At 61.0% G+C, this 25819-nt stretch carries 22 protein-coding genes and 2 pseudogenes; 5 read left to right on the top strand and 19 right to left on the bottom strand.

Going from position 1 to position 25819, the window contains the following annotated elements:
• Nucleotides 1-165 precede the first annotated feature (165 nt).
• Nucleotides 166-768, bottom strand: coding sequence for a TetR/AcrR family transcriptional regulator (locus ASD00_RS12255; RefSeq protein WP_057207302.1), 603 nt, complete (start codon nucleotides 766-768; stop codon nucleotides 166-168).
• 305 nt (nucleotides 769-1073) lie between these two features.
• On the opposite strand from ASD00_RS12255, the gene ASD00_RS12250 reads away from it, so the two are divergent.
• From ASD00_RS12250 to ASD00_RS12240, 3 genes are read left to right on the top strand one after another with little or no spacing between them, the layout of a single operon-like run.
• A complete protein-coding gene (locus ASD00_RS12250; protein WP_057206753.1) occupies nucleotides 1074-1295 on the top strand; it encodes a hypothetical protein in 222 nt (73 codons plus the stop codon).
• The gene (locus tag ASD00_RS12245) at nucleotides 1292-4435 is read left to right on the top strand and encodes a multidrug efflux RND transporter permease subunit (RefSeq protein WP_057206751.1); all 3144 of its coding nucleotides are present in this window, start codon (nucleotides 1292-1294) and stop codon (nucleotides 4433-4435) included. Before ASD00_RS12250 ends, ASD00_RS12245 begins: the two co-directional genes overlap by 4 nt.
• Before the next feature lie 15 nt (nucleotides 4436-4450).
• Nucleotides 4451-5602 (top strand): efflux RND transporter periplasmic adaptor subunit, encoded by a 1152-nt coding sequence (locus tag ASD00_RS12240; protein WP_057206750.1) that lies wholly within the window; start codon nucleotides 4451-4453, stop codon nucleotides 5600-5602.
• Nucleotides 5603-5707: 105 nt separating this feature from the next.
• Here the strand turns inward: ASD00_RS12240 and ASD00_RS12235 are convergent, their stop codons facing one another.
• The 9 genes from ASD00_RS12235 to ASD00_RS12195 all read right to left on the bottom strand — a co-directional run bounded on the left by ASD00_RS12235 (nucleotide 5708) and on the right by ASD00_RS12195 (nucleotide 15094).
• Nucleotides 5708-7102 (bottom strand): sulfite oxidase, encoded by a 1395-nt coding sequence (locus ASD00_RS12235; protein ID WP_057206748.1) that lies wholly within the window; start codon nucleotides 7100-7102, stop codon nucleotides 5708-5710.
• A 252-nt stretch (nucleotides 7103-7354) separates the two neighbouring features.
• A complete protein-coding gene (locus tag ASD00_RS12230) occupies nucleotides 7355-8272 on the bottom strand; it encodes a hypothetical protein (protein ID WP_057206746.1) in 918 nt (305 codons plus the stop codon).
• A gap of 170 nt (nucleotides 8273-8442) precedes the next feature.
• The gene (locus tag ASD00_RS12225) at nucleotides 8443-9498 is read right to left on the bottom strand and encodes an ABC transporter substrate-binding protein (protein ID WP_057206745.1); all 1056 of its coding nucleotides are present in this window, start codon (nucleotides 9496-9498) and stop codon (nucleotides 8443-8445) included.
• A 17-nt stretch (nucleotides 9499-9515) separates the two neighbouring features.
• Nucleotides 9516-10658, bottom strand: coding sequence for an FAD-dependent oxidoreductase (locus ASD00_RS12220; protein ID WP_057206743.1), 1143 nt, complete (start codon nucleotides 10656-10658; stop codon nucleotides 9516-9518).
• Nucleotides 10655-12052 (bottom strand): FAD/NAD(P)-binding oxidoreductase, encoded by a 1398-nt coding sequence (locus tag ASD00_RS12215; RefSeq protein WP_057206741.1) that lies wholly within the window; start codon nucleotides 12050-12052, stop codon nucleotides 10655-10657. The genes ASD00_RS12220 and ASD00_RS12215 overlap by 4 nt, the downstream gene beginning before the upstream one ends.
• A complete protein-coding gene (locus tag ASD00_RS12210) occupies nucleotides 12045-12353 on the bottom strand; it encodes a (2Fe-2S)-binding protein (protein ID WP_057206739.1) in 309 nt (102 codons plus the stop codon). The genes ASD00_RS12215 and ASD00_RS12210 overlap by 8 nt, the downstream gene beginning before the upstream one ends.
• An 8-nt stretch (nucleotides 12354-12361) precedes the next feature.
• On the bottom strand, nucleotides 12362-13156 hold the full coding sequence (locus ASD00_RS12205) for an ABC transporter permease (RefSeq protein ID WP_057206737.1): 795 nt from the start codon (nucleotides 13154-13156) through the stop codon (nucleotides 12362-12364).
• Nucleotides 13157-13160: 4 nt separating this feature from the next.
• Nucleotides 13161-14033: an ABC transporter permease gene (locus tag ASD00_RS12200; RefSeq protein WP_057206736.1), complete on the bottom strand. Its 873-nt coding sequence runs from the start codon at nucleotides 14031-14033 to the stop codon at nucleotides 13161-13163.
• The gene (locus tag ASD00_RS12195) at nucleotides 14033-15094 is read right to left on the bottom strand and encodes an ABC transporter ATP-binding protein (protein ID WP_057206734.1); all 1062 of its coding nucleotides are present in this window, start codon (nucleotides 15092-15094) and stop codon (nucleotides 14033-14035) included. The genes ASD00_RS12200 and ASD00_RS12195 overlap by 1 nt, the downstream gene beginning before the upstream one ends.
• Before the next feature lie 329 nt (nucleotides 15095-15423).
• On the opposite strand from ASD00_RS12195, the gene ASD00_RS12190 reads away from it, so the two are divergent.
• Nucleotides 15424-16257, top strand: a complete 834-nt coding sequence (locus ASD00_RS12190) for an IclR family transcriptional regulator (RefSeq protein WP_057206732.1) — start codon at nucleotides 15424-15426, stop codon at nucleotides 16255-16257.
• A gap of 548 nt (nucleotides 16258-16805) precedes the next feature.
• On the top strand, nucleotides 16806-17033 hold the full coding sequence (locus tag ASD00_RS12185) for a CopG family transcriptional regulator (RefSeq protein WP_156585541.1): 228 nt from the start codon (nucleotides 16806-16808) through the stop codon (nucleotides 17031-17033).
• 365 nt (nucleotides 17034-17398) lie between these two features.
• Here the strand turns inward: ASD00_RS12185 and ASD00_RS41630 are convergent.
• From ASD00_RS41630 to ASD00_RS12145, 9 genes and pseudogenes are all read right to left on the bottom strand, one after another.
• Nucleotides 17399-17512: pseudogene (locus ASD00_RS41630) on the bottom strand (LysR family transcriptional regulator); the annotation flags it as partial.
• A gap of 186 nt (nucleotides 17513-17698) precedes the next feature.
• On the bottom strand, nucleotides 17699-18478 hold the full coding sequence (locus ASD00_RS12180; RefSeq protein ID WP_057206728.1) for an ATP-binding cassette domain-containing protein: 780 nt from the start codon (nucleotides 18476-18478) through the stop codon (nucleotides 17699-17701).
• On the bottom strand, nucleotides 18468-20726 hold the full coding sequence (locus tag ASD00_RS12175; protein WP_057206726.1) for a sugar ABC transporter permease: 2259 nt from the start codon (nucleotides 20724-20726) through the stop codon (nucleotides 18468-18470). The genes ASD00_RS12180 and ASD00_RS12175 overlap by 11 nt, the downstream gene beginning before the upstream one ends.
• A gap of 83 nt (nucleotides 20727-20809) precedes the next feature.
• A complete protein-coding gene (locus tag ASD00_RS12170) occupies nucleotides 20810-21895 on the bottom strand; it encodes a substrate-binding domain-containing protein (protein ID WP_057206724.1) in 1086 nt (361 codons plus the stop codon).
• Nucleotides 21896-22079: 184 nt separating this feature from the next.
• Nucleotides 22080-22298 (bottom strand): annotated as a pseudogene (locus tag ASD00_RS12165) (aldehyde dehydrogenase family protein); the annotation flags it as partial.
• A 10-nt stretch (nucleotides 22299-22308) separates the two neighbouring features.
• Nucleotides 22309-23445, bottom strand: coding sequence for a fumarylacetoacetate hydrolase family protein (locus ASD00_RS12160; protein ID WP_156408048.1), 1137 nt, complete (start codon nucleotides 23443-23445; stop codon nucleotides 22309-22311).
• Entirely contained in the window at nucleotides 23432-24331 is a 900-nt protein-coding gene (locus ASD00_RS12155) for an aldose 1-epimerase (protein ID WP_057206718.1), read from the bottom strand. Before ASD00_RS12155 ends, ASD00_RS12160 begins: the two co-directional genes overlap by 14 nt.
• A complete protein-coding gene (locus ASD00_RS12150; RefSeq protein WP_057206716.1) occupies nucleotides 24332-25075 on the bottom strand; it encodes an SDR family oxidoreductase in 744 nt (247 codons plus the stop codon).
• 11 nt (nucleotides 25076-25086) lie between these two features.
• Nucleotides 25087-25818 (bottom strand): ATP-binding cassette domain-containing protein, encoded by a 732-nt coding sequence (locus ASD00_RS12145; protein ID WP_057206714.1) that lies wholly within the window; start codon nucleotides 25816-25818, stop codon nucleotides 25087-25089.
• Nucleotide 25819 lies beyond the last annotated feature (1 nt).

Raw genomic sequence — 25819 nt, 5'->3', positions numbered from 1 at the left:
AGTTCGCCTTGCCGCATGTCTGCTGGCTGATCACCTATCCGCGTGCAGGCTGGCCCGGAGCGACCACCCTCAGATCGCCGGAGCTGTGCGCATCGACAACGAGCACGTCTTCATGATCGACAGCCACCATCCCGAATAGCCTGCGGAGCGGTAGGCAACGCGCCGCTATCTGCGGACGGCACTGCTCCCGGAAAGCGACAGGATCGCCGCGTCGGCGATTTCCGCAAAGCGGGCACTCGGCCCCTGCACCCCGCTGCTTTGCTGGGCGACACGCGCGCCCTCGATCAACAACAGCAACGTGTCGCAGAGCAGTTCCGCATTGGCGACACCGGCCTTGCGGCAAAGCTCCACAACGCGATCGCGTTGCCCATCCTTGAACTTCCGGATCACCGATCTGCCTGGATGGTCCGCGTCCGTCAGCTGGACGGCGGCGCTCATCATTTCCCAGTGGCAATCGTCGTCGCCGAGGTGCTCGGCGATCCGCCGGACCCAGGCCCTGAGCTGCGCCAGCCCGTCGCCGGGGTGGGCGTCCTCCAGCTCCCGCCAGAAGCCGTCCATCTCCATTCCCGCGCGCTGAAGACATTCGACGATGAGTTCGTCCTTCGAATTGAAGTGACGATAGAGCGTCATCTTGTTGCTGCTGGCGGCATCGGCGATGGCGTCGACACCGATCCCGCGAATGCCGTGCCTGCGGAACAGCTGGCGGGCCGCCTTGACGAGGCGATCGCGCGGCGAAAGACGTGGTTGCTTGCGGGAATCCGTGGTCATCGCATTCGGCCCGACGTCGTCGGCATGGAAAAACTTGCCCCTTGACGACCCGTTGGCGACAGATAACATGCGACGATGTTACCGACCAGTAACATTTTCGCCAGCGGCGCATCGAGGAATGCCGTTTGTCGCGAGGGCTTCCGGGACACAGCGGTAACTGCAGAAAAATTTCTAGCGTAATGTCGGTGGGCGCGGTCGTCGGGCGTCTTTTAGCCAGAGTGCACACCGCACAGACTTGTAAGTTTCGATCACGTTCAAGATTTGGGTCGCTCCGGCCCATCGTGATCTCGTGCTGGAGCCTTACGATGCGCATGCTGGATGGGCCGAAGGCGAAGAACCGCACCGCTGACCGCAAGGTCCGCGTGGCAGACGTCTGCCTACCCGTTATCGGGATCTCCCGAAATGCCGCCTGCATCCCTGCCGCAAACATTCTGCCCGACGAACGCTCCAATCGCGGGGCACTTTACCACAACGGCGCCCTGTGGACCGTTCACGGCGGCGCCTTGCAAGGATCGATCCCGCCATGATCGACTTCTTCATTCACCGGCCGATCTTCGCATCGGCGATCGCGATCATCATGACGCTTGCCGGCGGCATCTGCTATTTCCTGCTGCCGATCTCGCAGTTTCCCGACGTGACGCCGCCACAGATCGTCGTCGCTGCCAACTACCCTGGCGCCAGTGCCCAAGTCGTCGCCGATACGGTGACGACGCCGCTCGAACAGCAGATCAACGGCGTGCCGGGCATGCTCTATATGACCTCGACGAGTTCGAATGACGGCTCGTCGCGGATCATCATTTCCTTCGAAGTGGGCTATCCGATCGACGTCGCCGCACTCGACGTCCAGAACCGAGTTTCGCAGGCAGCATCCTCGCTTCCCGCGCTCGTCAACCAGACCGGCGTGACCATTGCCAAGCAAATCCCGAACTTCACCGTGCTGGTGAGCCTGGATTCGCCTGACAATTCGATCGATTTCGCCTCCGTCAGCAACTACGCCTACCTGCAGATCCTCGATCCATTGAAGCGCCTGCCTGGGGTCGGCGACGTCCAGCTCTTTGGCGAGCGTCGCTATTCGATGCGCGTCTGGCTCGATCCCGACCGTCTTGCCAATCTCGGCATCACCGCCGTCGACGTGCAGAACGTCATCGCCGAACAGAACATCCAGGTCGCAGGCGGCAAGATCGGGCAATCGCCGGCACCAGCCGGGACACCCTTCGAGATGCAGATCAACGCGCTCGGTCGGTTGAGCGATCCGGCGCAGTTCGGCGATATCGTGCTTCGGGCCGACCAGACGACCGGGGCGACGACGCGGCTGCGCGATGTGGCGCGCATCGAACTCGGGGCACTGCTCTATTCGTCGTCGGTCACCTTCAACGGCAAGGAAAGTGTCGTACTCGCCGTATTCCAGGCGCCCGGTTCCAATGCGCTCGACCTGCAAAGCCGCGTCCAGGCCAAAATGGATGAACTGTCGCAGCGCTTCCCCGCAGGCATCGCCTACCACATGTTTTACGACACCACCCGCTTCGTCTCGGCGGCGATGGAGGATGTGGTGTTTACGTTGCTCGAGGCGCTCGCCCTCGTCGTCTTCGTCGTCTTCATCTTCCTGCAGAACCTGCGCACCACGATCATTCCGACGATCGCCATCCCGGTGTCGCTGATCGCGACACTGGTCGTCATGTATCTGTTCGGCTTTTCGCTGAACATGCTGAGCCTGCTCGGCATGGTGCTCGCCATCGGCCTCGTGGTCGACGACGCGATCGTCGTCGTCGAGAACGTCGAACGTCAGCTTGAGGCCGGCCTGCCGCCACTTGCCGCTACGCGCAAGGCGATGCAGGAAGTGACAGGCCCGATCATCGCGACCACCGCAGTTTTGCTTGCGGTCTTCATTCCGGTCGCCTTCATCCCGGGCGTTGCCGGCAGCCTTTACAACCAGTTCGCCCTGACGGTCGCGATCTCGGTCGCCTTTTCCGCCTTCAACTCGCTGACCCTCAGCCCGGCGCTCAGCGCCGCCTTCCTGCGTTATCGCGGCGAGCCGCGCTTTGCGCTCTTCCGTTGGTTCAACACCGGCTTTCACGCACTGTCGGATGGTTATGCACGCAGCATAGCCGGGCTCGTGCGCTGGCGCTGGGCGCTGTTTGCGCTCTTCCTCATCGCCATCGGCTCGACCTACGCGCTGTGGCAGCGCACGCCGTCGACCTTCCTGCCGGTCGAAGACCAGGGTTACTTCTTCGTCGTCATCCAGCTTCCCGACGGCGCCTCGCTCGAACGCACCCAGGCCGTCGCGCGGCGATCCGAGGAGATCCTTCGCGGCACGTCAGGTGTCGATTTCGTCGGCTCCGTCGTCGGCTTCAATTTCCTGTCCTTCGCCGCCCAGTCGAATTCCGCCGTGCAATTCGCGGTTCTGAAGCCATGGGATGAACGTCCCGCGGCACAAGGCGCTTCGGCGCTGCGCGAGGCGGTGCAGCCGCAATTGCTGCAGATCCCGGACGCGCTTGTGCTCGCCTTTGATCCCCCGTCGATCCAGGGGCTCGGCGCGACCGGTGGCTTCGAGTTTCAGGTCGAAGATCTCGCCGGGCGCAGTGCACAGGCGCTCAGCGACACAACCCAGGCGCTGATTGCCGAGGCGCGCAAACAGCCGGAGATCAATCCCTACCAGCTCTTCACCACCTTCAGCACGTCGAGCCCGCAATTCGACTACGATCTCGACCGTGACAAGGCGAAACTGCTCGGCCTCAACCTGCCGGATATCTTCAGCACGCTGCAGATCTATTTCGGCTCGCTCTATGTCAACGACTTCAACCTGTTCGGTCGCACCTTCCGCGTGACGCTGCAGGCCGATCAGGCTGCGCGGGCCTCGGCCACCGATCTTTCACGGTTCTATGTGCGCAACAGCCAGGGCGAAATGGTGCCGCTCAACACGCTCGGCTCGTTCAAGTCGACGGTCGGACCAGAGACCATCACCCACTACAACAACTATCCCTCTGCGCTGATCAACGGCGCGGCAGCACCCGGCTTCAGTTCAAGCCAGGCGGCAGCGGCAATGGAGCGGGTCGCCCGTACGACGCTGCCGCGGGACTACACATTCGAATGGACCGGCATTACCTATCAGGAGATCCGCGCAGGTTCGATCGCCGCGCTCGTCTTTGCGCTCGCGCTTGTTTTCTGCTTCCTGATCCTGGCCGCCCAGTACGAAAGCTGGTCGATGCCGTTCATGGTGCTGCTCTCGGTACCGCTCGCGCTTCTGGGCGCGCTGTCGGCACTGTGGCTTCGCGGAATGCAGATCGACGTCTATTCGCAGATCGGTTTCGTGATGCTGGTTGGACTTGCCGCCAAGAACGCCATCCTGATCGTCGAGTTCGCGCGCCGCCGGCGCGAGGAAGGGCTGGATGTGGTGGCAGCAGCAGCGGAAGCGGCGCGCCTGCGCTTGCGCCCGATTCTGATGACAGCCTTTGCCTTCATCCTCGGCGTGCTGCCGCTGATGTACGCCAAGGGCGCCGGTGCTGCCAGCCGCCAGTCGATCGGCACCACCGTGTTCGGCGGCATGCTCGCGGCGACCGTTCTCACACTCATTTTCGTCCCGGTCTTCTACGCGGTCATCGAACAATGGCGGGAGGGACTTTCCTCAAAGCCCGTCGGCCAGAGCCACGAGCCGGAGGCGGCGGAATAAGGATTGGAGCCTAACATGCGTGGTTCGAGACTGGTCCTTGCCGCAGTGGTCATAATCGCCGCCCTCGCTGCGGCCTACCACTACAGGAATGGCGGGTTCGAGATCAAAGGCGGCGATGCCGGGGCCGCCCCGGCTCCAGCGCAACAGGCCATGCCCGTTCCCGTCGCGGTTGTCGTCAAGAAAACGATCCCCATATATCTTGACTATTCCGCACGGACCGAGGCGATCCGCAACGTGACGCTTCGCGCCAAGATCACCGGCTATATCGAGTCACAGGCGGTTGCGGACGGTTCGGATGTTCAGGGCGGCGATCTCCTCTATCGGATCGACGCACGCGACTATCGGGCGGAACTGGATCAGGCAAAGGCCCAGGTCGAAAGGGACGAAGCGTCACTCGCCTATCTCCGATCCAATCTCACGCGCGGCAACGAGCTTGCCACGACAGGATATCTGGACAAGGACAGTTTCGACCAGCGTCAGAGCGCAGTGCGTCAGGCGGAGGCTGCACTTGCCATGTCGCGGGCAGCGGTGCGCACCGCTGAGATCAACCTCGACTACACCGAAATCCGCGCCCCCTTTGCCGGGCAGCTTGGGCGCAACCTGGCGCCGGAGGGAACACTGGTCAGCAGCACGACCGGAACCCCGCTCAACAACCTTGTGCAGCTTTCGCCGATCTATGTCTCGTTCAACCCGAGCGAAACCGAACTCGCCGACATCCGGAAGGCCCGGACAAAGGGCAAAGTAGAGGCAGAGGTGCTTCTGCCCGGCGACAAGGAACCGCGTTACCGCGGCGATCTCAGCTTCATAAACAACACGGTCGAGGGCAATACCGGAACGGTGGTAGCGCGCGCCACGATCGACAATGCCGATCTGACCCTGCTTCCCGGCCAGTATGTCCGCGTGCGCCTGAAGATCAGGGATGAACCGAACGTGATGATGGTGCCGGAGACAGCGCTCGGATCGAGCCAGCTCGGCAAATATGTCTATGTCGTCGGCAAGGACGATACGGTCGAGCAGCGGCTCGTCACCCTCGGCCCGACCAGCGGCGATCTCATTGGGTTGGCCTCGGGTGTTTCGGAAGGCGACCAGGTGATCGCCGGAAATCTGCAGAAGATCTTCCCCGGCGCGCCAGTCAAGCCGATGCCGGCGGGGCAGGCGCAGAAGTAGCGCGGCGCTGTAGGATCGCTGCAAATGCACTTGGCCATCCGACTGCATCCGCCGCGGCGACGTTTTGCTGACCAGACGTCTCGTCGTGTGCTCGCTCTCTCGGCTTCAGATCACCTGTGCGGTCACAGAGTGGATCGAGTTGTTACCGTAGCCCAGACGGTTCCACTCGGCGCGCTCAGGCTGAGTCCGGCCGGCCATGTCGGTGGCGCGCGCCCGCACGGCGAGCGGCCCCGTCTGCTCAAGTCGCGTGATCAGCTCCCACCATTGCCAGGCAGAGCGCCGCGGTTCGCCGACGAGCCGCGCCTCGCGCCACGGGCCGTCGTTTAGGCTGACATCGACCCTGGATATGCTCCCGGCGCCAGACCACGCGACGCCACGGATTGCGGTCTCGCCGCGCGGTAGGCTCTCCCCCTGATCGGGCGAAGAGATCAGCGCCCGCACACTCATGAGCGTCACCGGCGCGCGCTCGTCGCGCCCGTTCCGCACCCACTGGTACCAGTACTTCTCCGTTTGATAGTGGGTCTCGCAGGGCTTGTCGGTAACGACGATCTCGGTCAGCCACTTGACGGACGCCACCGCATACCAACCGGGCACGATCAGCCGCAGCGGATAGCCATGAGTTGACGACAGCGGCTCGCCGTTCATCTCGTAGGCGAGAAGCGCGTCCGTTTCGCGAATCTGGTCGAAGCTGAGGCCACGCTCGAAACGAATCGGCGCATCGTGACCCTCGACGAGCCCGCCGTCCGCACCGCGGAACGTAAGTTCCGTCGCGCCGGACCGCGGGCCTGCCCGTTCGATCACTTTGCTCAAGGGAACGCCGGTCCATTCGGCGGTGCTGACGGCGCCCAGGCCCCAGGCTTCGCCGGGCACGGCCGGATCGAACAGGCTGCGGCCGTTGCCAGCGCATTCGAGGGTTACCACGAGGCTCTCAGCGTAGAGATTGTGAAGGTCCCTCATGCTCAGACTCAAAGACCTTTCGACCAGCCCGTTGACGGAGAGCCGATAGCTCTCGCCATCGAGGTTCGGAATATCGAAGTGATTGCGCAAGTAGAACCGACCATTGGGCACGACTGCCCCGCCCGCGAGGTCCTGCACCGACGTCTCGCCGTTCAGCGGATAGACGCTATGAATTAGGAGCCCCGCCTCAACGGCGTCCTGGCAAGCGTCCGCCGGGTCGAGCACCGCGGCGGAAACGTCGGCCGGGCGTGCATCGCAGCCGCCGCTCGCCACGACCCCGGCGCAGGTCGACGCCGCCATCACTTCGACCTCGCCGGCTTGAAGGAACGGCGTCAAGAACGCTTGGAGGACCGTCTCATCCGCCGCTTCGGCAATGAAGAACAGTGAATGGGAACCGCGAACGACGGCTTCGCCCTTGATGACCACGCCATGGCGAGCGGCGCTAGGCCGGCTCAAATGGTTCAGCAGCATCGCGCCCTTGGCCGGATCGCGTGCGGGGCAGGTTTGGGGCGAATGCTGATGGTGCACGATGAAAAGAGGCACTGGGAACCTCCATACTAGGGCGGGGTTGCCCTGCGCCAAACCGCAAGTTGCGGCCTGCAAGGCGATCGGTACCGACCCTGAAGACACATTGCTCCGCTAGAACTGCTCATGATCATTTCAAGAACCTGCACGATGCGGAGATGGATCGCGCCTCCCGACGATACATTATGCGACCGTGAACGCAAAACCCGGCAGATCCAGCGTCCTTGTCGGGTCTTCGCACCGCCCGGCTCTCTTCCTATTTTTAGGATCTTAGATTTCCATCGTGGTGGAAAAAAGCACTGACGGTATCTCTGGGTTGTCCGCGTCAGTGACAAGCAGGAGGTCCAGACGGCTTCCATCCGATCGAGCGTGGATACCCTCTATCTTGTGTGGTCGCTCAAGGCGACGCACCGAACGCAAGTTACCATTATTGTCAGCTATTCCAATTGCAGCGCCGATGCAGGGTCCATCACGGAATGCATCTTCGGTATCTTCTGCAACGGCGCTGAAAACCATATCGCCGTTGCTCAAAACGGCCGCGTCCGTGAAGGAGAATGGCACACCGTGGAGAACCCCCAAGTCTAGCCGACGGATAGAAGATGGCTTGATGGCTTCGACAGACCCGGCCTGCAATGCATCCAGTACTGTTGAAAGCGGGAACCGGATGATCGCGTTGTCGGCTTGGCTCTTGTTGCCGCGCTGGAACAAGCGCAGTTCATCGCCAACCACGACCGCGCCTTCAATATTGACCTCGGAGAATTCCTCGTTGAGCGGAACAAGAATGGGTGAAAGATCCACGGTTCGGGGCGGCATCAGCATCTCGACATCGGGACCTAGTCCAAGCAGAACGCCCCTGCGGCGGTTGGGTCTGGAGCCTGAGCCAAATGCCAATAGCGCGCCATGAGGAAAATTCCGGAAGGCGGGAAGGCGTGCGAGCACTTCGAGATCGGGTTTTTGCCGCTTGCGGGCAGCCTTGGCCTGGGGCAACACGCCATCAAACAGGCGGATCAGATGACCGGGCTTCCCGTTGATCAAGGAAAACACGCCTAGGTGAAGCTCATCATCGGCAATGACGCAGATGATCGAATCCAGGCACACGAGCCCGCTCGCAGCACTTAGATGCAAAGGCCCGATCCCGGCGTCAGCCGGTGAAATATCTAACTCGCGTATCTTCGTGAGAGCGATCATCCCTGCGTTCTAAAGCATGCTCATGCAAATACAATTGGTCAGGCCAAGGCATGAAGCGCCTTGATCTCAGGCGTGTTGCGCTAACAGTTCCGCAAACGGCTGCGCCCTCCGCCGGGAAGCGGAAGGCGCTTAATCTCAGGCCGAACTGGCGAGGAGAGATTTTCAGCGCATTAGCGCTCGATCATGCGGTTCCAGCGCTTGTTCCAGTCCTGACGGCTCTTGTTGATTGCATCCCAATCCAGAACCTTCGCGGTTTCCATGTTGGTCTTGAAGGTCGCCAGCTTCTCATTGGCCGCAGCCGTACCGGCCTTGGCGTTCCTGTTGGACGGAATGATGTTGCCATTGTCCAGCGCCAGGCTCTGAGCCTCTGCCGACAGCAGGTAATGGGCAAGCTTCTGGCTGAGTTCCGGCTCGCTGTTGTTGGCGATGACGCATTCGGTTACGGCGAGAACGACTGAGCCTTCCTTCGGCTGGGCGTATTCCACCGGTATACCCTTGTCCTTCAGGTTGTTTACCGCCGTCGGCGTCAGCGGGAAGATCGCCGCTTCGCCGGTCTGGACCATCTCCGAGATCTTGGCAGAGCTTGGAATGAACTCGATGACGTTCTTGCCGATCATATCGGAAAACTTCTCGAAACCGGGTTCGACATTGGTCTCGTCGCCGCCCTGGATGCGGTTGAACATCAGGAAGGCATGCAGGCCGAAACTGGAGGCGGAAGCGGACTGGAACACCACCGCATTTTCGAACTTCGGATCGGCCATATCCATCCAGGAGCTCGGTGCCGGCCAGCCCTTTTCGTCAAAGAGCTTCTTGTTGTAGGCAAGGCCCGTCATGCCCATGTCGACGCCGATTGCCATGTCATCCTTTAGGCGCGCAGCCGGCTGGATTTCAGCAAGCACAGGATCGTCGGCGATCTTCTGGCAAAGCCCGGCGCCAATGGCGCGCACCATGACGCCGTCGTCGAGCAGCATGACATGCATCTGCGGATTGTCCTTGGCAGCCGTGGCCTTCGCGAGAATGTCGGCGGAGGTGCCGGGAACGATGACGACTTTGACGTCATTGGCGTTCTCGAAGGGAGGCAACACGTGCTCGGTGTAGGCGCGCTCGAAATTGCCGCCATTCATGCCGATGTAAAGCGTCTTGGTTTCCGCCTGGGCGGTGGTCTGCTGAACGGCGAGCGCGAGCAGCGCGAGGGCCGAAGTTCTCATAAGGCGTTGGTCAATCATGGTATTCCCCTTTCTGTTTACAACGAGACTGCAGTTTGAGCCGCTACTTGACTGAAGCGGCCGATGGAAAAGGCATCGATAGGCGTGGTGCTTTGCCCGGTGGCGACGAGCTCCAAGAGCACTTCGCCGACGGCAGGCGCGATCTGGAACCCGGCGCCGCAGAACCCGAAGGCGTGGAAGAGGCCGGGCGTCGTCTGGCTTGCGCCGATGACCGGATTGCCGTCAGGCATCTCTGCTTCCGTACCGGACCAGAACCGGATGACCTGGGCAGTGGCCAGATGCGGAAAGAGCGCTATGGCGCGCTGCATGACAGATGAAGCCGCCGTTACCGACGGCCGCGAGAAATCGGGATCGGCAAGTGCTGCTCCGCGCCCGCCACCCATCACATAGTTACCGCGCGCAACCTGCCGTCCGTAAAAACTGCCGCCCTGCTCGCCCATGCTGACCGGCAATCGCATCGGCAGCGGCTCGGTGACGACCATCGAGGGATAGATGCGGATCAGTGGAACGCGTTCGCCGAACTGCGCGGCAAACATATCGGACCAGGCACCGGCGCTGTTGACAATCTGACGGCTGCGAATTTCGATATTCTCTCCCGCAAGCACGGCAAATCCGCTGCCGGTCGCACGCACATCATGCACAGGGGTCTGTTCGAAGACCTTCACGCCCGCGCGTTCCGCCGCACGCGCGAAGGCGGGCGAGACCAGCCTGGGATTGGCATGACCGTCGCCTGGGCAAAGCGATGCGCCTGCGCCTGCCGCCGACAACCAGGGGAAACGCGTCTTCAATGCGGCAGCCCCAACCAACTCGAGATCGAGCCCGTAGGGCTTGGCTATCTCGGCATAGGCTTCCAGCTTGGCAAAATCCGCCTCAGTGCGCGCTAGCTTCAGATGGCCGGACGGCACGTATTCTCCGTCAATGCCGACCAGTGCCTTCAGTCGTGGCCAGATGCCGTGTGCCCGCTGGGACAGCGGCAATTGCTCGGGAGGCCGTCCTTGCCGGCGCACGCCGCCATAGTTGACACCGCTGGCCTGGGCGCCGCAGAAGCCCTTATCGATCAGCACAACGGCAAGTCCGGCCTTGCGCATCGCCAGCGCTGCTGAACTGCCGACAAGCCCGCCGCCGATGATGGTCACATCCGCCGAAATGCGCTGGATCATCGGCCTGCCTCCCTGTCGAGCGGACCGCCGAAGCCGAGCGGAATTGGCTTCACCGGCGCCTGCGCCCGCAGACGGCCGGTTTCCTGCGGCTCGACATTGCGGATGCTGCGAAGCACCTCAGTTGCGGCGGCCGAACACATCCGCCCCTGGCAACGCCCCATGCCGACGCGGCTCAAAGCCTTCATCCGATTGATCTCGCCGATGTTCCCGGCCTCGACCGCGCGGCGGATCTCGCCGATGCTGATTTCCTCGCACCGGCAAAGCGTCGTCTTGGCCGGCACCGTCTCGAACCAGTCGCGCGGGAAGGGAAACGCGTTTTCGAGAATTTCGCGCTGGCGCAGGATCCGTGCCCGGGCAGCCATCAATTGCCGGAGACGATCGCCCTCGACCGTCTTGCCCACATCATTGAGGATTGCCAATGCCGCTAGCTGGCCGTCGATCTCGGCGGCATCGGCACCAGCAATACCGCTGCCGTCGCCGGAGACGTAGACATCCTTGCGGCTCGTGCGGCCCAGGGCGTCGCGTTCCGGCAACCATGTCCGGTCGCGATCCTCGAAGCGGAAGCGACATCCGGCGAGGTCGGCCAGCTGCGTTTCCGGGCGCAGCGCAAACCCGTAGGCAATCGCGTCGCATTCTAGCTCTTGTGTGCAGCCACTCGCCTGAAAGCGGATGCCCTCGACCCGGTCTGCGCCGATGACCGATTCGGGCCGAACACCATATCGGATCTTGACGCCCGACAGTTGGAGCTGAGCGCCATAGAACAGGCCGAGCGCGACGATGCGCGGCGCTCGGGCGAACAGCGACACCAGATGAATTTTCGATCGCAACGGCGCTGTATCGAGCACGGCGGCGACTGTCGCTCCCGCCTTCATGTATTGCCACGCAACAAGATAAAGCAGCGGGCCGGACCCCATGAATACCAGTCGGTCGCCAACCGTGCAGCCTTGCGCCTTCAAAGCCGTCTGGGCGGCACCGAGCGTGAATACGCCCGGCCTCGTCCAACCGGGAAATGGCAGCACGCGGTCCGTGGCGCCGGTGCACAAAAGCAGCTTGGAAAAGGCAATCTGGTTATGCACGCCGTCAGTCATCATATCGAGGTGACCGCCGCGCTCCTGGCCGCTGACGTTCCAGGCAAGTGTTTCCGGCCGATACTCGATTGCCGGGCGGAGCCGCTCGAAGGCCGCGTGCAACTGCTCGGCCTTTCTCGCCTCGGAGCCGTACCGGTTGCGGTAGGAACGGCCGTCGTCGATCATCGGGCGCCGGTAGATCTGCCCGCCGGCGCGCAATCCCTCATCGAGAACAATCGGCCGGATACCGGCTTCGACCATTTGTTCGGCGGCGCGGATGCCGGCCGGACCGGCACCGACGATCACGATCGGCAGAGCATCAGTCATGCTCGACGCGCTCCATCGTGGTCGTGAAAAAAGCCATGCCGGGTTTCAGCGCCGTGCTGCAGGCACGCACGCGGCTACCGTCCGCCGTCATCACGAAGCAATCCTGGCAGGCACCGATCAGGCAGAAACCTGCGCGGTTCTCGCCGGTGAATTCGGTGCGGCGAAGGCTGGATCCGAGCGAAAGGATGGCCGTCATGACCGTGTCGCCACGTCGTCCGATTTCGGGCAAGCCGTTTAGCAGGAACGGGATTGCTTCCTCGTCCCGGCGATATCGGCGCTTGAACAGGGCTTGTCTCGACATCGCCGTTCTCAGCCTTTTCCGACAAGAAGACGATCGAGCCCAAACATCCGGTCGAGGACGATCATGGTCACGGTCGCAAGCGCGATCATCAGCGTGGAAACCGCGGCCATCATCGGATCGATGGATTCGCTGGCATACATGTACATGCGAACCGGCAAGGTCACGGTCGAAGGCGATGTGACGAAGATAGACATCGTCAGTTCATCGAAGCTGTTGATGAAGGCAAGCAGCCAGCCGCCGCTGATCCCCGGCAGCAGCAACGGCAAGGTGATGCGCTTGAACACCGTCCACTCGGCCGCTCCAAGGGTGCGGGCCGCGTTCTCGGCGTTGCGATCCATGCTCGTCAACGACGCGAGGATGAGCCTCAGCGTATAGGGCGTGATGATGATTGCATGCGTGGCCACCAGCCAGGTGAAGGAGCCGGTCATGCTCATCAGCGAAAACAACCGGAGAAAGGCAACGCCAAGAACCAGATGTGGGATGATCAGCGGCGACAGGAACAATGCGTTCAGCACATCACGGCCGCGGAACTCGTAGCGCGTGATGGCAAGGGCGGCCGGGACAGCAAGCAGTGTCGAAATCGTTGCCGAAAGGAGGGCCAATCGAATGCTGTTGCCGAATGACGACATGAAGTCGTTGTGGCGGAAGACTGCCTCGAACCAGCGCAGCGACAGGCCGTTCCATGGCATGGCCAAAGTGTTTTCAGGGGTGAAGGCCACGAGGCACACCACGACCATGGGAGCCAGCATGAACACGACGATGAGGCTGTGAAAGACCAGCGCGACAGGACCGTTTCTCTGCATGATTTCAACCCAGCTTCCGTTTGGCCTGCTGCTCGATGAGCCTGTTATAGGCGAGCATGATCACGAGGTTGGCGACGAGGACGATGATGGCGATGGTAGCGCCGAGCGGCCAATTGAGTTCGATCAGGAACTCGTCGTAGACGAGCGTCGCCGCCATCTTCAGCCGCCTCCCACCGAGAAGGCCGGGGATGGCGAAGGAACTCGCCGACAGCGCGAAGACGATCAGGCTGCCGGAGAGAATGCCAAGGGCGGCCTGCGGAAAGACGATCCGGCGCAGGGCGGTGAAGCGGGATGCGCCGAGCGTGAGCGCCGCCGCCTCGACGGTCGGATCCAGCTTCTGAAGCACCGTCCAAACCGGGATGACCATGAACGGCAGCATGATGTGGACGAGGCCGATGACGATCGCCGCTTCGGTGTAGAGCAGTTGCACCGGCTCGAGGCCGACGGCGGCAAGCGCGCCGTTCACCAGCCCGTTCTTGCCTAGCAGCATGCTCCAGCCAAAGGTGCGCACGACCACCGAGACCAGCAACGGGCCGATGATGACGAGCAGGAAGATCGACCGCCAGGGCTTGCGCATGTTGGAGAGGATGTAGGCTTCCGGAACACCGATCAGCACGGCGATCACAGTGGTCAGCAGCGCCAGGCGCAGCGTACGCCAGAAGGTCGAGAGGTAATACTCGTCCTGCAGAACGGTCAGATAGTTTGCGAGCGAGAAGTCATTCTGAATGCCGGCGGTATAGTCGTAGCTGTTGAACGACAGGATGATCGTTAGCGCCAGTGGCAGCAGAACAAGCCCAATGAAAAACAGCGTTGCCGGAGCCGAAAGGAACAACGGGGCGAAAGCGCGCGGCGCCGCCGCAGGGGTCGCCGCGCCCATCACTCGGCAGCTCCCGCAGCGAGAACGCGACAGTCGCCATGCTGCCAGGACAGGCCCACATTTTCGCCTTCCAGCGGCGGCGGTGCGCCAAGATTGGGAACGGCGACGGCCAGAACGCCGGCCGGGGTCGCAGCGCTGACCAGCCACTGGCTGCCCATGAAGTAGCGGGTGGTCACGGTTCCCTGAAGCTGCCCGTTGGATGGTGTCGTCAGACGCAGCTTTTCCGGGCGGATGAATACGGAAACATCCTTGCTTGCCGTCTTGGCGTCCGTTTCGAAGGTTATGTCGGTACTACCAATCGAGATTGTGGTGCCCGCACCGTTTGCGACCGCAGTCGCCGGCATGAAGTTCGACTTTCCGACAAAGGAAGAAATGAAATCGTTGCGCGGGTGTTCATAGAGTTCGTAGGGCGTGTCGACCTGAGTGATCTTGCCCTTCTCCATGACCACGACGCGGTCGCTGATGGAGAGCGCCTCGGCCTGGTCGTGCGTAACCATGATGGTGGTGATGCCGACGGCCTGTTGGATGCGACGCAATTCGAACTGCATTTCTTCGCGAAGCTGGGCATCGAGGTTGGACAGCGGCTCATCCAGCAGCAGAACCGGCGGATTGATGACCAGCGCACGGGCGATCGCCACACGCTGGCGCTGGCCGCCGGACATCTCGCGCGGATATCGATCGGCGAGCGCCGAGAGGTGGACGAGAGCAAGAATGTCCTTGATGCGCGTTTCGCGCTCGGCCTTCGCAACCTTGCGCATCTCGAGGCCGAAGCTGACATTTTGCGCAACCGTCATGTGCGGGAAGAGCGCGTAGCTTTGAAAGACCACGCCGAGCTGCCGTTGCGGCGGCGGCATGTAGGTGATGTCGCGGCCGCCCATCATGATCGTGCCCGAGGAGGGGCGCACGAGACCCGCGATCATTTGCAGCGTTGTCGTCTTGCCGCAACCGGATGGTCCCAGAAGCGAGATGAACTCGCCCTTCTCCACACCAAGGTCGAAATTGTGAACAGCGGCAACCGATCCGTAGAATCTGGAAACCTGTTTTAGGCTGAGGAAACTCATGCTCGCTCTCCCGTCATTCAATTGCCTGGAGAGATCGCCTGCCCTGATTTTCTTGTCAGCGATCCATGCGGCAACGACACGTCGTCAAAATCCATTGGGCCCGCTCAGACAGATGCCGAAGTCAACAACTGCGGCCGTCACGACCGGGCCGCACGTTTTCCCGGCCGGGACGAACGGCAGTCCGTCCACGTTTTCCATCCGCCACCTTGAGAAGGGCTCGCCGGTTAATTTCCGGAGTTTGACAAAAAACACAAACCGAATTTTCTATGTTGAAATTTTTTATGAAAAAAGTCCATAATTCGGAATATTGATAGGGGATCTATAAATTTATGGTGCAGATTTCGGAATCAGAAGCCGTTGGCAACTCCAGCCTCTCGAAGGCAATCCACATCCTGAAAGATCTGGCGGCGCAGTCGGTGGAAGGTGTGCGGTTGATCGACCTTGCGCGCAGGTTGAATCTGAGCCAACCGTCGGCACATCGTCTGCTGAAGACCCTTATCGCCGAGGACATGGTTGAGCAGATGCCGGACAGCAAATCCTACCGTCTGTCGCTGGAGTTCTTTTCCATCGCCTCGCAGGCGAGGCGGCGCGAGGGCATCCTTGATATCGCCCGCCCATCCCTGCTGCGACTTTCGGCGACCTTCAACGACACAGTGTTTCTGCTGGTGCGCAGCAACTTCGATGCAATTTGCCTCGACCGCGTCGAGGGGCCGTTCCCCATCCGCTCGTTTACCGGCGACATCGGCGGCAAGGTGCCATTGGGCATCGGCCAGGGCAGCATCGCCATTCTCTCCTACCTGCCGGAGGAGGAGCGCGAGGCCATCATCAAGTTCAACATGCCCCGCATCATGGATCGTGCGGCGATCGATGAAGTTGATCTGCGCATCAAGATCGAGGAGGTGCGCCGCATCGGCGCTGCGCAGATGAATTTCGAGATGATTGAAGGCATGGCCGGCTTGGGCGTTCCGGTTCTCGATCGAAACGGCATTGCCGTCGCCTCCTTAAGCATCGGGACCCTGGCATCGAGGCTGACCGAAATGCGCAGCGGCACGATCACCGATCTGCTGAAATCGGAAGCGCAGGCGATCAGCAACAAGCTCAACCCGTTCGATCCGACCTTGCGCTATCCCGCTTCGGCATTGCGCGCCTCGTCCAAGTCTTAAACTCTTCAAAAGATATTCGGACTTGGACGCGCGCTCCTACTGTGCTCCGGCGCGCAAAAATTGGATGTCGATACGCCGAGACGGAGACCGTGCCAGCGAAGATCAGTTGGGGCGTCGTGAAGATTGGGCCCGCCAAAGTGACCTCTGCGGCGGGATATCGCGGCTCACCAGCTTTATACATTGAATTAGCGGCAGCAGATATTGCCCGTAAGGCAATCTTGCGCGCCAGCACAGCGACATCATTCTCAACGGCCTGTGGATCGGCCTCGACACGAACTGATCCAATATCAGAGCAGTCGGTTCGGTACTGGACCACTTGAACGGATATCGGATCAATCATTTGATATTCGTTGGGAGAAGACACGGCGACTCCTATCGTTCATCTATGCGGCGGTGTGCCGCAACGTTGAGGCGCAAGTCGACGTCATCCTGGCCGCCCTCCGGCGGGAGGCAGGCTGAACGGCTGCGACGCTCTTCTGTATCAGTCTTGGGAAATTCAACCTCTTGCCCTATATGATGTGTGATGACTGATGCGCGATGAGGCAGATTTGAGAACGACACTTGCGATCGATGACGATGTCCTGATTGCAGCCAAGGCCATGGCAGCTCAGCAGCATCGGAGCCTTGGCGAGGTCATTTCCGAGCTGGCAAGGCGTTCTTTGCGCCGGCCCCGCAGCGGTAACGAGCGCAATGGAATTCCTCTTCTGACGTCACGACCGGATACCCCGCCAGTTGCCCTCGAAATCGTCAACACCTTGCGTGACGGACTGCCGTGACTTTCCTGCTCGGCGTTAATCTCCTGATCGCGTTGATCGATCCGGGCGCAAGCAAACAGTAGCAGCGGGCACAGGGCAACTCTGCCTTGCACCTCATCGCGGGTGCTAGGTCGTGAGTTCCCGTCGATATAGTATGCGATCCTAAACGCGCAAAACCATACGGAGGCCGCCCCCTTCGCCCGAGCACATCGACCGGTTCGCTGCTTTTGCATTTGATGCTGAGCACGGCGGACGCACGCTACCAGATACCAGCCGAGGAGCGATGGTAGGTCTCAATTCGGGGCGTCCATCGTGATCGGACAGTCCCGAAATAACCTAAATTCGCGACGTGACCCACGTTCCCTGTCGTCCCTCTGGGGAATGAACGCCAACGTTGGACCTCCATGGCGGCTGATCTCTTTTTCAATCTGCACGATCAAGGTGTCGAGTGCCGGATTTCTCGTCCCGCGGGCTCGTCGGATAACATAGGCCAATGATGGCCAGTCGTATTCGGCGTGAAGATTGTGACTCCGCTGGTCCCGGCTATCCTTGCGGCTAATCCTGAACTTCCCTCCCTCCTGAGAAGATCGAGCGATAGCCGGCGCGACCGCGCTCTCGTGGATCGGCTACCCGATGTCGTTATCGCCCAATATGCCGATGGTACTGCGGATTTTGCCGGTGCCTGGTCAACGCACCGCCTGCTCCGCCGTGAGTGCCCGTTCGCGGGTTCCGGAAACAATGATCTCAAGAATCTCGTGTTCGTCAGTGTGCTTGATATAGCGGTCGCCGACATACTCGCCGCGCTTCAGCACCATCACGCGATCGCCGACGGCAAAGATATCTACCAGCCGATGAGAGATGATAATCTGGGCTACACCCTGTCTCTTCAATTCCAGCATCGTTTCAAGCAGGCGTTCGGTCGCCATCACCGAAAGATTGGCGGTCGGTTCATCGAGGATTACGACCTGCGGCTCGAACGAGATGGCGCGGGCAATCGCCACCGATTGCTGGCGGCCGCCCGACAGGCTTTCAACCTTCTGGTAGACGGAGTTGACGTCGACCTTGAGCCGTTTCAACACCTTGTCGGCTTCCGCATACATCTTCCGCCGATCGACGAACGGGCCCTTGAGCGGCCAGCGGCCCAGAAATATGTTCTGCCCGACGTCCATGTTCCCGCACAACGCGAAATCCTGGTAGATCATCTCGATACCGACGTCGCGGCTCTCATGCGGGCTCCTGAAATGCACCGGGTGTCCGGCGACGAATATCTCGCCAGCATCGCGCTGGTAGGCGCCGGTCAGGATTTTCATTAGCGTTGATTTGCCGGCGGAATTGTCGCCAACGAGACCGAGGATCTCGCCGGGATGGAGCACCAAGTCGACCGAGCGTAGCGCCTGGACCGCACCGAACACCTTTTCGATGCTCCGCATTTCCACGATCGGTGTACCTTGGGTATCAGCGGCCATGACTGGTCTCCGATCTTTGTCCGCGTTGCGCCAAAAAGGAGCGCATGCGTCCGAAGATATTGGCTTGGCGAACCCAAATGTCGACGAGCACGGCCACGATAAGGATGACGCCGATAAAGACATTGATCCAGTGCTGCGGCATGGTGAACCCCTGGACGTTCAATTGCAGCAGCGCCCGCACGAGCGTGATCGCCGCGGCGCCGGCAAGCGAGCCGATGATGGTGCCGTAACCGCCGAAGATCGATCCGCCGCCGATGATGACCGAGGCGATGGCGTCCAGTTCGCGGAACTGGCCGGCGACGGGGTTGAAACTGCGAAAGTAGGCGACGTTGATGATCCCGGCCATGGAGGCGCAGAGCGCTGACAACAAGAGCGCGAGGAAACGCACGCGGTTCGTGTTGATGCCCGCGTAAGCCGAGGCGCGGAGGTTGCCGCCGGTGGACAGGACCTTCAGTCCGAACGGCGAGTAAGCGAGCACGAGGCCAGCCACCAGGGCGACAAAGAACATCCAGATCGTCTGCACGCTGACGACTTCTGCGACAGTCCGAAGAAAGCCGGGCGGCAGCGAAAAGCCGAAATGTAGGAGGACGTCGTTCGCCTTGCGGCCGAGCAGGTTGTAGCCTTCGGGCCAGCCCGTCAGTTGCTGGCCGGCGACGAACCAGGCGGCAAGACCGCGGGCGATGTAGAACATGCCCAGCGTAGCGATGAAGGCCGGCAGCTTGAAACCGACTGTGACGGTGGCGTTGACGAGTCCGGCGAGCATTCCGACAATCAGGCCCATCGCCACGGCGGTCATCGGGTCGGCGCCCAGCACCTTCAGAAAATAGGCCGCGGTGCTGCCCGAAAGCGCAAGTACCGCCCCGACGGAGAGATCGATATCGCCGGCTGCGATGACATAGGTGAGCCCGACCGCGATGAGAGCAAGTTCTGTGTAGTTGAGCAGGATCGCGAACGTATTGGAGAGGTTCCACCAGTAGTCGGGCCTGAGGGTGAGCCCCGTCAGCCACAACAGGATTGTCAGGATAACGGCAAGCGCGTCGCGGCGTGCGAGAAACTTGCCGAACCCGGTAGCCGTCAGCTCCCGGTCGCTCGCCATCGCTCCCTTGGTCTGGACGCCCTCGAGAGCCACGCCGCCCATCTCATAGGCGGGTGGCGGCGGGCGGCCGCGCAGCCAGGCCCAGAAGCGGCCCGCGACTTGGCGGCGGATGAGATAGGGCTCTATCAGCACCGCAATGACGAGAAGGAGGCCGAGGAAAACAAGTACCGCGCCCGCGGGTAGGGTGAACCTGGCGTTGACCGCAATATTCTCGCCGTCGATGACGACAATGCGCGTGATTGGCCATCCTTCGCGCAAGACCTTGTCGACCAGCACGACGACCGCGGCTCCCAGGCAAGAGCCGATCACGCGACCGCGACCGCCCAGGATCGACGCGCCGCCGATGACCACGGATGCGATGACGGTGAGTTCCCAGCTGACACCATAAAGGGGGGTTACGCCCTTATCCTGTGCCGCCGACAGGAGAGCCGCAAGGGTCGCACAGAGCGACGAGATCAGGTAGGCGCGGATGCGCACCCAGCGTGCGGGAATACCGGCATAGACTGCCGCCTGTTCGTTCCCACCGGTGGCGAGTGTCTCGTAGCCCCAGCGGGTTTTGGCAAGCACAACGGCTCCGAGCGCGACAACGCAGGCGAAGACGATGATCTGGTTGTTGAAGCCGAGGACATTGGTTTCGCCGAGGTGGAAGAACAGCGGAAATTCATCCGCCTTGCCGGAATAATAGATCGCCTGGCCGTGCGTCAGCGCCAGCACGAAACCGCGGCCGATGAAAAGGATCGTCAGAGTCGCGATGAATGCCGGCGCCCTTAAGATGGTCACGAGCACGCCGTTGAGTAACCCGATCGCCGTCCCCAGCAGCAGACAAAGAATGACTGAGGCCGTGATTTCGAGATCGAGAAAGCTCGGTGAAAAAAGCCGGGCGAACGCCACCGCGACGAGGCCGTAGGTGGACCCTACCGACAGATCGAGGTCCTTGTTGACGATAACGAAGGTCATCCCCACGGCGATGATCCCCACGCGGGAGGTATCGCGAAGCAGGGCGTGAAGCGCGTCCGTCGAGGCGAAGAAGGTCGGATTGGCGAACACGCCGCCGACATAGAGCAGGACTAGGAACAGTATGAGACCGGCCTCCCAGCCGCCGGCGAGCTGCGGAGGCGCACGGCCGAGCGATGTCGTCTCCACAGGCGCCATGGGTTTGTCCGGTAAAACTTTGCACTTGCGCAGGCGGCAGGAACGGCCCTCCCGCCCGTATATGTCAGGCGGCTCGTGCGAAATCAGTTCTCGAAGCGCTTGCCGACATTGGCGACGGTCTCCTTCGTCACCAGCTGGGCCCGTGTGTCGAGATTGGCGGCCGAAATGCCGCGGTCGATCTGCAGGTAGAGCTGCATGACCGGCCAGAAGCCTTGCAGAAACGGCTGTTGTCCCAGCGAGCCCGTTAGGTTGCCCGCGGTGATGCCCTCTTGCTGCGCCGGCCCCAGATCGAAGCCGAAGGCACAGAACTTACCGGTCCATCCCATTTGCGCGACTGCCTTTACGAGTGGCGGTGTGAAGACGTTGTTTGCGGTGAAGGCCCCGACGACGTCACCACGCGACTCGAAGAGCGACACGAGCGCGTTCACGGGGTCGTTCGGGTTCGTGTCGATGCCGACATTCTCCGGCCCGGCGTCCACCTTGAAGTTTTCAAGCTTTCCGGCGTCCTTCAGTGTCTTGACGATCGCATTAAAGGCCGAGGTCACCCGGTTGTTCACTTCGATATTGCCCATCGCGGTCGAGGACGGCAGCAGGATCGAGCCGCTCGTCTTGCCGCTGTCGAGCACGCATTTGGCAAGTGCTTCGCCGCCGATCGCAGCCGCGGATGCGTCCTGGCCGGTATGACTGATGCTACTGCGATTGAGCAGCGTCCCGTCAAAGGAATTTGTCGTAGCGACGGGAATTCCCTTTGCCTCGGCGGCCTTGACGATGTCGTTGTAGGCGCCGACCTGCGGTGTCGTCATGATGATACCGTCGATCGTCGGATCCTGAACGATCTGATTAAGGATTTCGATCTCGCGGGCCGGATCATCCACCGGCGATTCCGAGCCAAGCAGCAGGATCTTGGCGCCGATCATGTTGCCAGCCACAGTGGCGCCAACATAGACGGGATCGAAAAAACCGTTCCCGGCGGTGTGCGTCACGATACCAAAGGTGAGGTGGCCGTCGGCCGAATGAAAGTCCTTGGTACCGGGCGCTTCTTTTGCGGCCTCCTCGAAACTGTAGCCGCCGACCGCCTTCTCGACACTGCCTGATTGCGCGGATGCATACGAGACGCCAAGCGAGAGCGCCGCGACCGATGCTGCCGCGTGCAACAAAATACGCCTCATGACTGGTCCTCCCTTGAAAGGGGCAGAAGCCGTTCGGGCGCGCTGATCGTGAGGGCCGAATGCCTTCCTCCCACGACGCTAATTTTCCGCGTAATTCTATCGTAAGTAAATGGTAAACACGTGGTGCTGGCAAATTTGTTTGGCAGCGGCGTTAAGTTGGACTCGGCGCGCATCCGACTGCGTGCTCGTCGGCGGTCTTTCGAAGGATTGCATGAGGCTCGAGAATGCCGGAGCGCGACCAGGCCGGAAACGCAGCCTTGGCCGCGGCGATCGCCGCCTTCGCATCCTCGGCCGAGGCGCGCGCATATTCCCCGATCACGTCGTTGGTGTCGGACGGATTGATATTGGCAACGCCATCACCGCCAACCCATTCGCCGGCAATCAGGTTCTGGTGCAAAGCCATAATGGGGTTCCTAGATTAGCTGGCGTGCGGCGAGGTTGCGCATGAGATGGGACGCGCCGAAGGTCCAGGGAGGGCACTCGGTAGATAGCCTCACCGTGTTGACGAGAGCGCCGAGCTTGGCGTTGGAAATCGTCACGACATCGCCGATCTTGTGTGTGAAGCCCTGACCGGGGACGTCGCGATCTTCGACTGGAGCGAACAGCGTGCCCATGAACAACATCAAGCCATCGGGATATTGGTGATGGGGACCGATGGTCTGTGCCACTAGGTCGAGTGGATCGCGGCTGATCTCCTTCATCGAGCTGCGGCCGGTCAGGACATAGCCATCTTCGCCCTCAATCCTCAGATCGAGTTCGGCGTCGCGAACGTCATCGATCGAATAGCTTTCGTCGAACAGTCGAATGAACGGACCGAGTGCGCAGGAGGCGTTGTTGTCCTTGGCTTTGCCGAGCAACAGCGCCGAGCGCCCTTCGACATCGCGCAGGTTCACATCGTTGCCGAGCGTCGCCCCCTTCACCCGGCCCTGGCTGTCGACAACCAGCACCACCTCCGGTTCAGGGTTGTTCCATCTCGAGATCGGGTGGAGCCCCACCTCGTCCCCATAGCCGACCGCCGACATGATCTGTCCCTTTGTGAAGACTTCGGCGTCGGGACCAATTCCGACTTCGAGATATTGAGACCAGACGCCCTCCTCGATCAGTGCCTCCTTGACCTTCGCCGCTTCCAGCGAACCGGCCTTGAGATTGCGCAGGCTGTCTCCGACGACCGCCGTCACGCGTTCGCGGATTTTGGAGGCGAGGTCGGGATTTCCTGCCGCGCGCTCCTCGATCACCCGCTCGAGCATCGAGCGTGCAAAGGTCACTCCGCAGGCCTTGATCGCGTGAAGATCGCATGGGGCGAGCAGCCGGGGTATGCTCGGGTTAGCGGCCCTGCCGGACAAAACATCGTCGAGATTGCAGATCGCTTTTCCCTCTTGGGCACGAACAAACCCGACTGCATCGTCCATCTCGGCGAGATCGCGCATCGTTGGCGCATCTTTCGAGGTAATATCGAAGAGAACGCCGGCCCTAACAGCCACCAGCGCCGGCCCCTCTTCTTGCGGCAGCCAAACGCGACCTACGAAGGTGCCGTTCTTACTGAGTTCCATATCGTTCATCCCATTCCAACGTCATTGAAGCAGTCAGTTTTTGACGGTGTTCGAGCACCTGAAGGCCGGGGTGACCCTCAAGATTATGCGCGTCGACGGGGTGGGAGACCGGCTCAAAACAAAAGAAGTCGGCCTTCGACCCCGGCGAGAAGACCAACGCATATGCGAGGTTATCCGAAGCGGAGAGCCTGAGAGAGACGGCCCTCTCGCCTTGCGTGATCACGGCTTCTCCACCCCACTCGCCGAAGGCATTGTTGATCCAGCCGTCGGGCAAGATCCGCCCGCCATCGAAGTTCCAGTCTGAAGCGTCACCGATCTCTTGCCGCCCGGCGGGAAGATGACGCTCGTCCTCCAGCCATATCTCCGCGGCACGAAATTGCAGCCGAGTGTCCACATTTCTGGGAAACCACGGATGGAACCCCACGCCGAACGGCAATGCTTGCCCCGACAAGTTTTCAACTTCGAGCTCTACGATCAGTTTGCCCATGGCGAGCGTGATGATTTGCCGTGCCCGGTAGCGGAATGGACCGATCTCCCCGTCACATTCTACTTCAAGGGACTCTGAGCGCTGAGCAAGCGTGCGCCAACACCGCTGAAAGCCGTCCCCATGAATGGGCAATGGCTCGCCACAAAAGTTGGCAGGAACAGGATGGAACGCACCATCATGTTCGAAGCCGCCCCCGGAAATGCGATTGGAAAACGGGACAAGGACATTGCAGCCGAGTGCGAGGGGTCCATCCTCCATCCGACCGTTCCACGGCCTCAACACGGGAAGCAACGCGCCGTCCGGGTGTCGCACATCAAGCCGCGCAATCCCCCCTCCGAGCGCCGGCACGAGTTCGAGGCGCGCGTTGCCATTGTCCAGGATAATCCGGTCGGCCACCATCTACCAGCCGCCGTCGATCGCGAAGATCTGCCCAGAAATCATGTCCGAGGCCGGCGAGACGAGGAAGAAAACGAGTTCGGCGACATCCTCGGGCTGGATGCGTTTTTTGAGGCATTGCCGCGTCAGGATCCAATCGTTGTATTCCTGAAGCCTATCTGCAAAGACCCGGTCTTCCGCTTGGGAAACAATCGCGCCTGGCGAAACCGCATTGACGTTGATGCCATGGGGACCAAGCTCACGGGCCAGCGACTTCGTGAGACCGACCATCGCACCTTTTGACGCCACATATGGTACGTAGCCTTCCCATTGGCCATTGAGCGTGATGGAAGCAAAGTTGACAATCTTGCCGGCCCCCTTGCGCGTCATCAAATCCGCACAGCCTCTGACAGCAGCAAAGGCAGCTGAGGAGTTGACCCGGATCTGATCTTCGTACTCCTCCAGGCTGAATTCTTGAAACGGCTTGTTGATGATGAGCGCGGCGTTGTTGATCAGGATGTCGATGCCACCGGAGGCCTCCGCCTCCTGCCGAATGACCCTTTCCGATGTGGCGAGATCGTTCAGATCACAACCAAGAAAGCGCACGTTTTCGCCGAGGCTTCGTGCCAGCGTTTGCGCATCCTCCAGCTCGGGACGATCGAGTATAACGACGGTCGCGCCTTCCTTGTTGAGCTTCCTCGCCTGCGCCCGACCGAGCGTGCCGAGGCCTCCGGTGACGAGTGCCACTTTTCCTTGAAGCGTCTCCATTTGCGTTCCCTTCAAAGCACCGACTGCACTTCGTCAATCGACGTGTCGGCGACACGCTTGTCGAGCACGATCTGTCCACGCGCCATCGCGACCACACGGTCACAGCAGTCAAAGACATGATGCATATTGTGGCTAATGAAGATCCCCGTGACGTTCTGCTCCTTCAGCGAACGAACGAAACCGATGACCTTGTTGGTCTCCTTGACCGAAAGATGGTTAGTCGGCTCATCGAGGATCATCACCTTGGATTTAAAGTGCATGGCTCGGGCGATGGCGACACCCTGCCGCTGCCCCCCGGAAAGCTCACCAACCAGCGCATCAGGCGAGCGGAGATGCAGATCGACATCTGCGATCGCCCGGACACTTTCCTCGCGCATTTTTCGTAGATCCATAACGCCGATGCCAAACACCGAGTATTTCAGCGGCTCTCGACCGATGAACAAATTCCGCGCAATCGACATGGTTGGAACCATGGAGTTGTACTGGTAGATCGTCTCGATGCCGAGACGCATGGAATCGCGCGGGCTGCAGATCGCGACTTTCTCGGATTCGATATAGATGTCGCCCTCATCCTGCTTCTGCACACCGGAGAGGATATTGATCAGTGTGGATTTGCCGGCACCGTTATCACCGATGAGGCCCACTGCTTCGTTGCGGGCGAAATCGACCGAGACGCCTTTCAGCGCATGCACGCCCGAATACCACTTGTGGAGGTTTTTGACGGAAACGATGGTATCCTTCATG

The sequence above is a fragment of the Ensifer sp. Root31 genome (assembly GCF_001424825.1).
In the GTDB taxonomy this organism is placed as follows: domain Bacteria; phylum Pseudomonadota; class Alphaproteobacteria; order Rhizobiales; family Rhizobiaceae; genus Ensifer; species Ensifer canadensis.
Note: the sequence above shows the minus strand (reverse complement) of the source record. Positions and strands in the feature narration are given on the sequence as shown.

Coding starts and splice junctions, on each gene's coding strand:
- ASD00_RS12205 (WP_057206737.1), bottom strand. CDS start 13,156: ATGCAGAGAAACGGTCCTGTCGCGCTGGTCTTTCACAGCCTCATCGTC.
- ASD00_RS12160 (WP_156408048.1), bottom strand. CDS start 23,445: ATGGAACTCAGTAAGAACGGCACCTTCGTAGGTCGCGTTTGGCTGCCG.
- ASD00_RS12230 (WP_057206746.1), bottom strand. CDS start 8,272: ATGATCGCTCTCACGAAGATACGCGAGTTAGATATTTCACCGGCTGAC.
- ASD00_RS12200 (WP_057206736.1), bottom strand. CDS start 14,033: ATGGGCGCGGCGACCCCTGCGGCGGCGCCGCGCGCTTTCGCCCCGTTG.
- ASD00_RS12155 (WP_057206718.1), bottom strand. CDS start 24,331: ATGGTGGCCGACCGGATTATCCTGGACAATGGCAACGCGCGCCTCGAA.
- ASD00_RS12215 (WP_057206741.1), bottom strand. CDS start 12,052: ATGACTGATGCTCTGCCGATCGTGATCGTCGGTGCCGGTCCGGCCGGC.
- ASD00_RS12245 (WP_057206751.1), top strand. CDS start 1,292: ATGATCGACTTCTTCATTCACCGGCCGATCTTCGCATCGGCGATCGCG.
- ASD00_RS12150 (WP_057206716.1), bottom strand. CDS start 25,075: ATGGAGACGCTTCAAGGAAAAGTGGCACTCGTCACCGGAGGCCTCGGC.
- ASD00_RS12240 (WP_057206750.1), top strand. CDS start 4,451: ATGCGTGGTTCGAGACTGGTCCTTGCCGCAGTGGTCATAATCGCCGCC.
- ASD00_RS12190 (WP_057206732.1), top strand. CDS start 15,424: ATGGTGCAGATTTCGGAATCAGAAGCCGTTGGCAACTCCAGCCTCTCG.
- ASD00_RS12145 (WP_057206714.1), bottom strand. CDS start 25,818: ATGAAGGATACCATCGTTTCCGTCAAAAACCTCCACAAGTGGTATTCG.
- ASD00_RS12210 (WP_057206739.1), bottom strand. CDS start 12,353: ATGTCGAGACAAGCCCTGTTCAAGCGCCGATATCGCCGGGACGAGGAA.
- ASD00_RS12170 (WP_057206724.1), bottom strand. CDS start 21,895: ATGAGGCGTATTTTGTTGCACGCGGCAGCATCGGTCGCGGCGCTCTCG.
- ASD00_RS12195 (WP_057206734.1), bottom strand. CDS start 15,094: ATGAGTTTCCTCAGCCTAAAACAGGTTTCCAGATTCTACGGATCGGTT.
- ASD00_RS12175 (WP_057206726.1), bottom strand. CDS start 20,726: ATGGCGCCTGTGGAGACGACATCGCTCGGCCGTGCGCCTCCGCAGCTC.
- ASD00_RS12255 (WP_057207302.1), bottom strand. CDS start 768: ATGACCACGGATTCCCGCAAGCAACCACGTCTTTCGCCGCGCGATCGC.
- ASD00_RS12180 (WP_057206728.1), bottom strand. CDS start 18,478: ATGGCCGCTGATACCCAAGGTACACCGATCGTGGAAATGCGGAGCATC.
- ASD00_RS12225 (WP_057206745.1), bottom strand. CDS start 9,498: ATGATTGACCAACGCCTTATGAGAACTTCGGCCCTCGCGCTGCTCGCG.
- ASD00_RS12220 (WP_057206743.1), bottom strand. CDS start 10,658: ATGATCCAGCGCATTTCGGCGGATGTGACCATCATCGGCGGCGGGCTT.
- ASD00_RS12250 (WP_057206753.1), top strand. CDS start 1,074: ATGCGCATGCTGGATGGGCCGAAGGCGAAGAACCGCACCGCTGACCGC.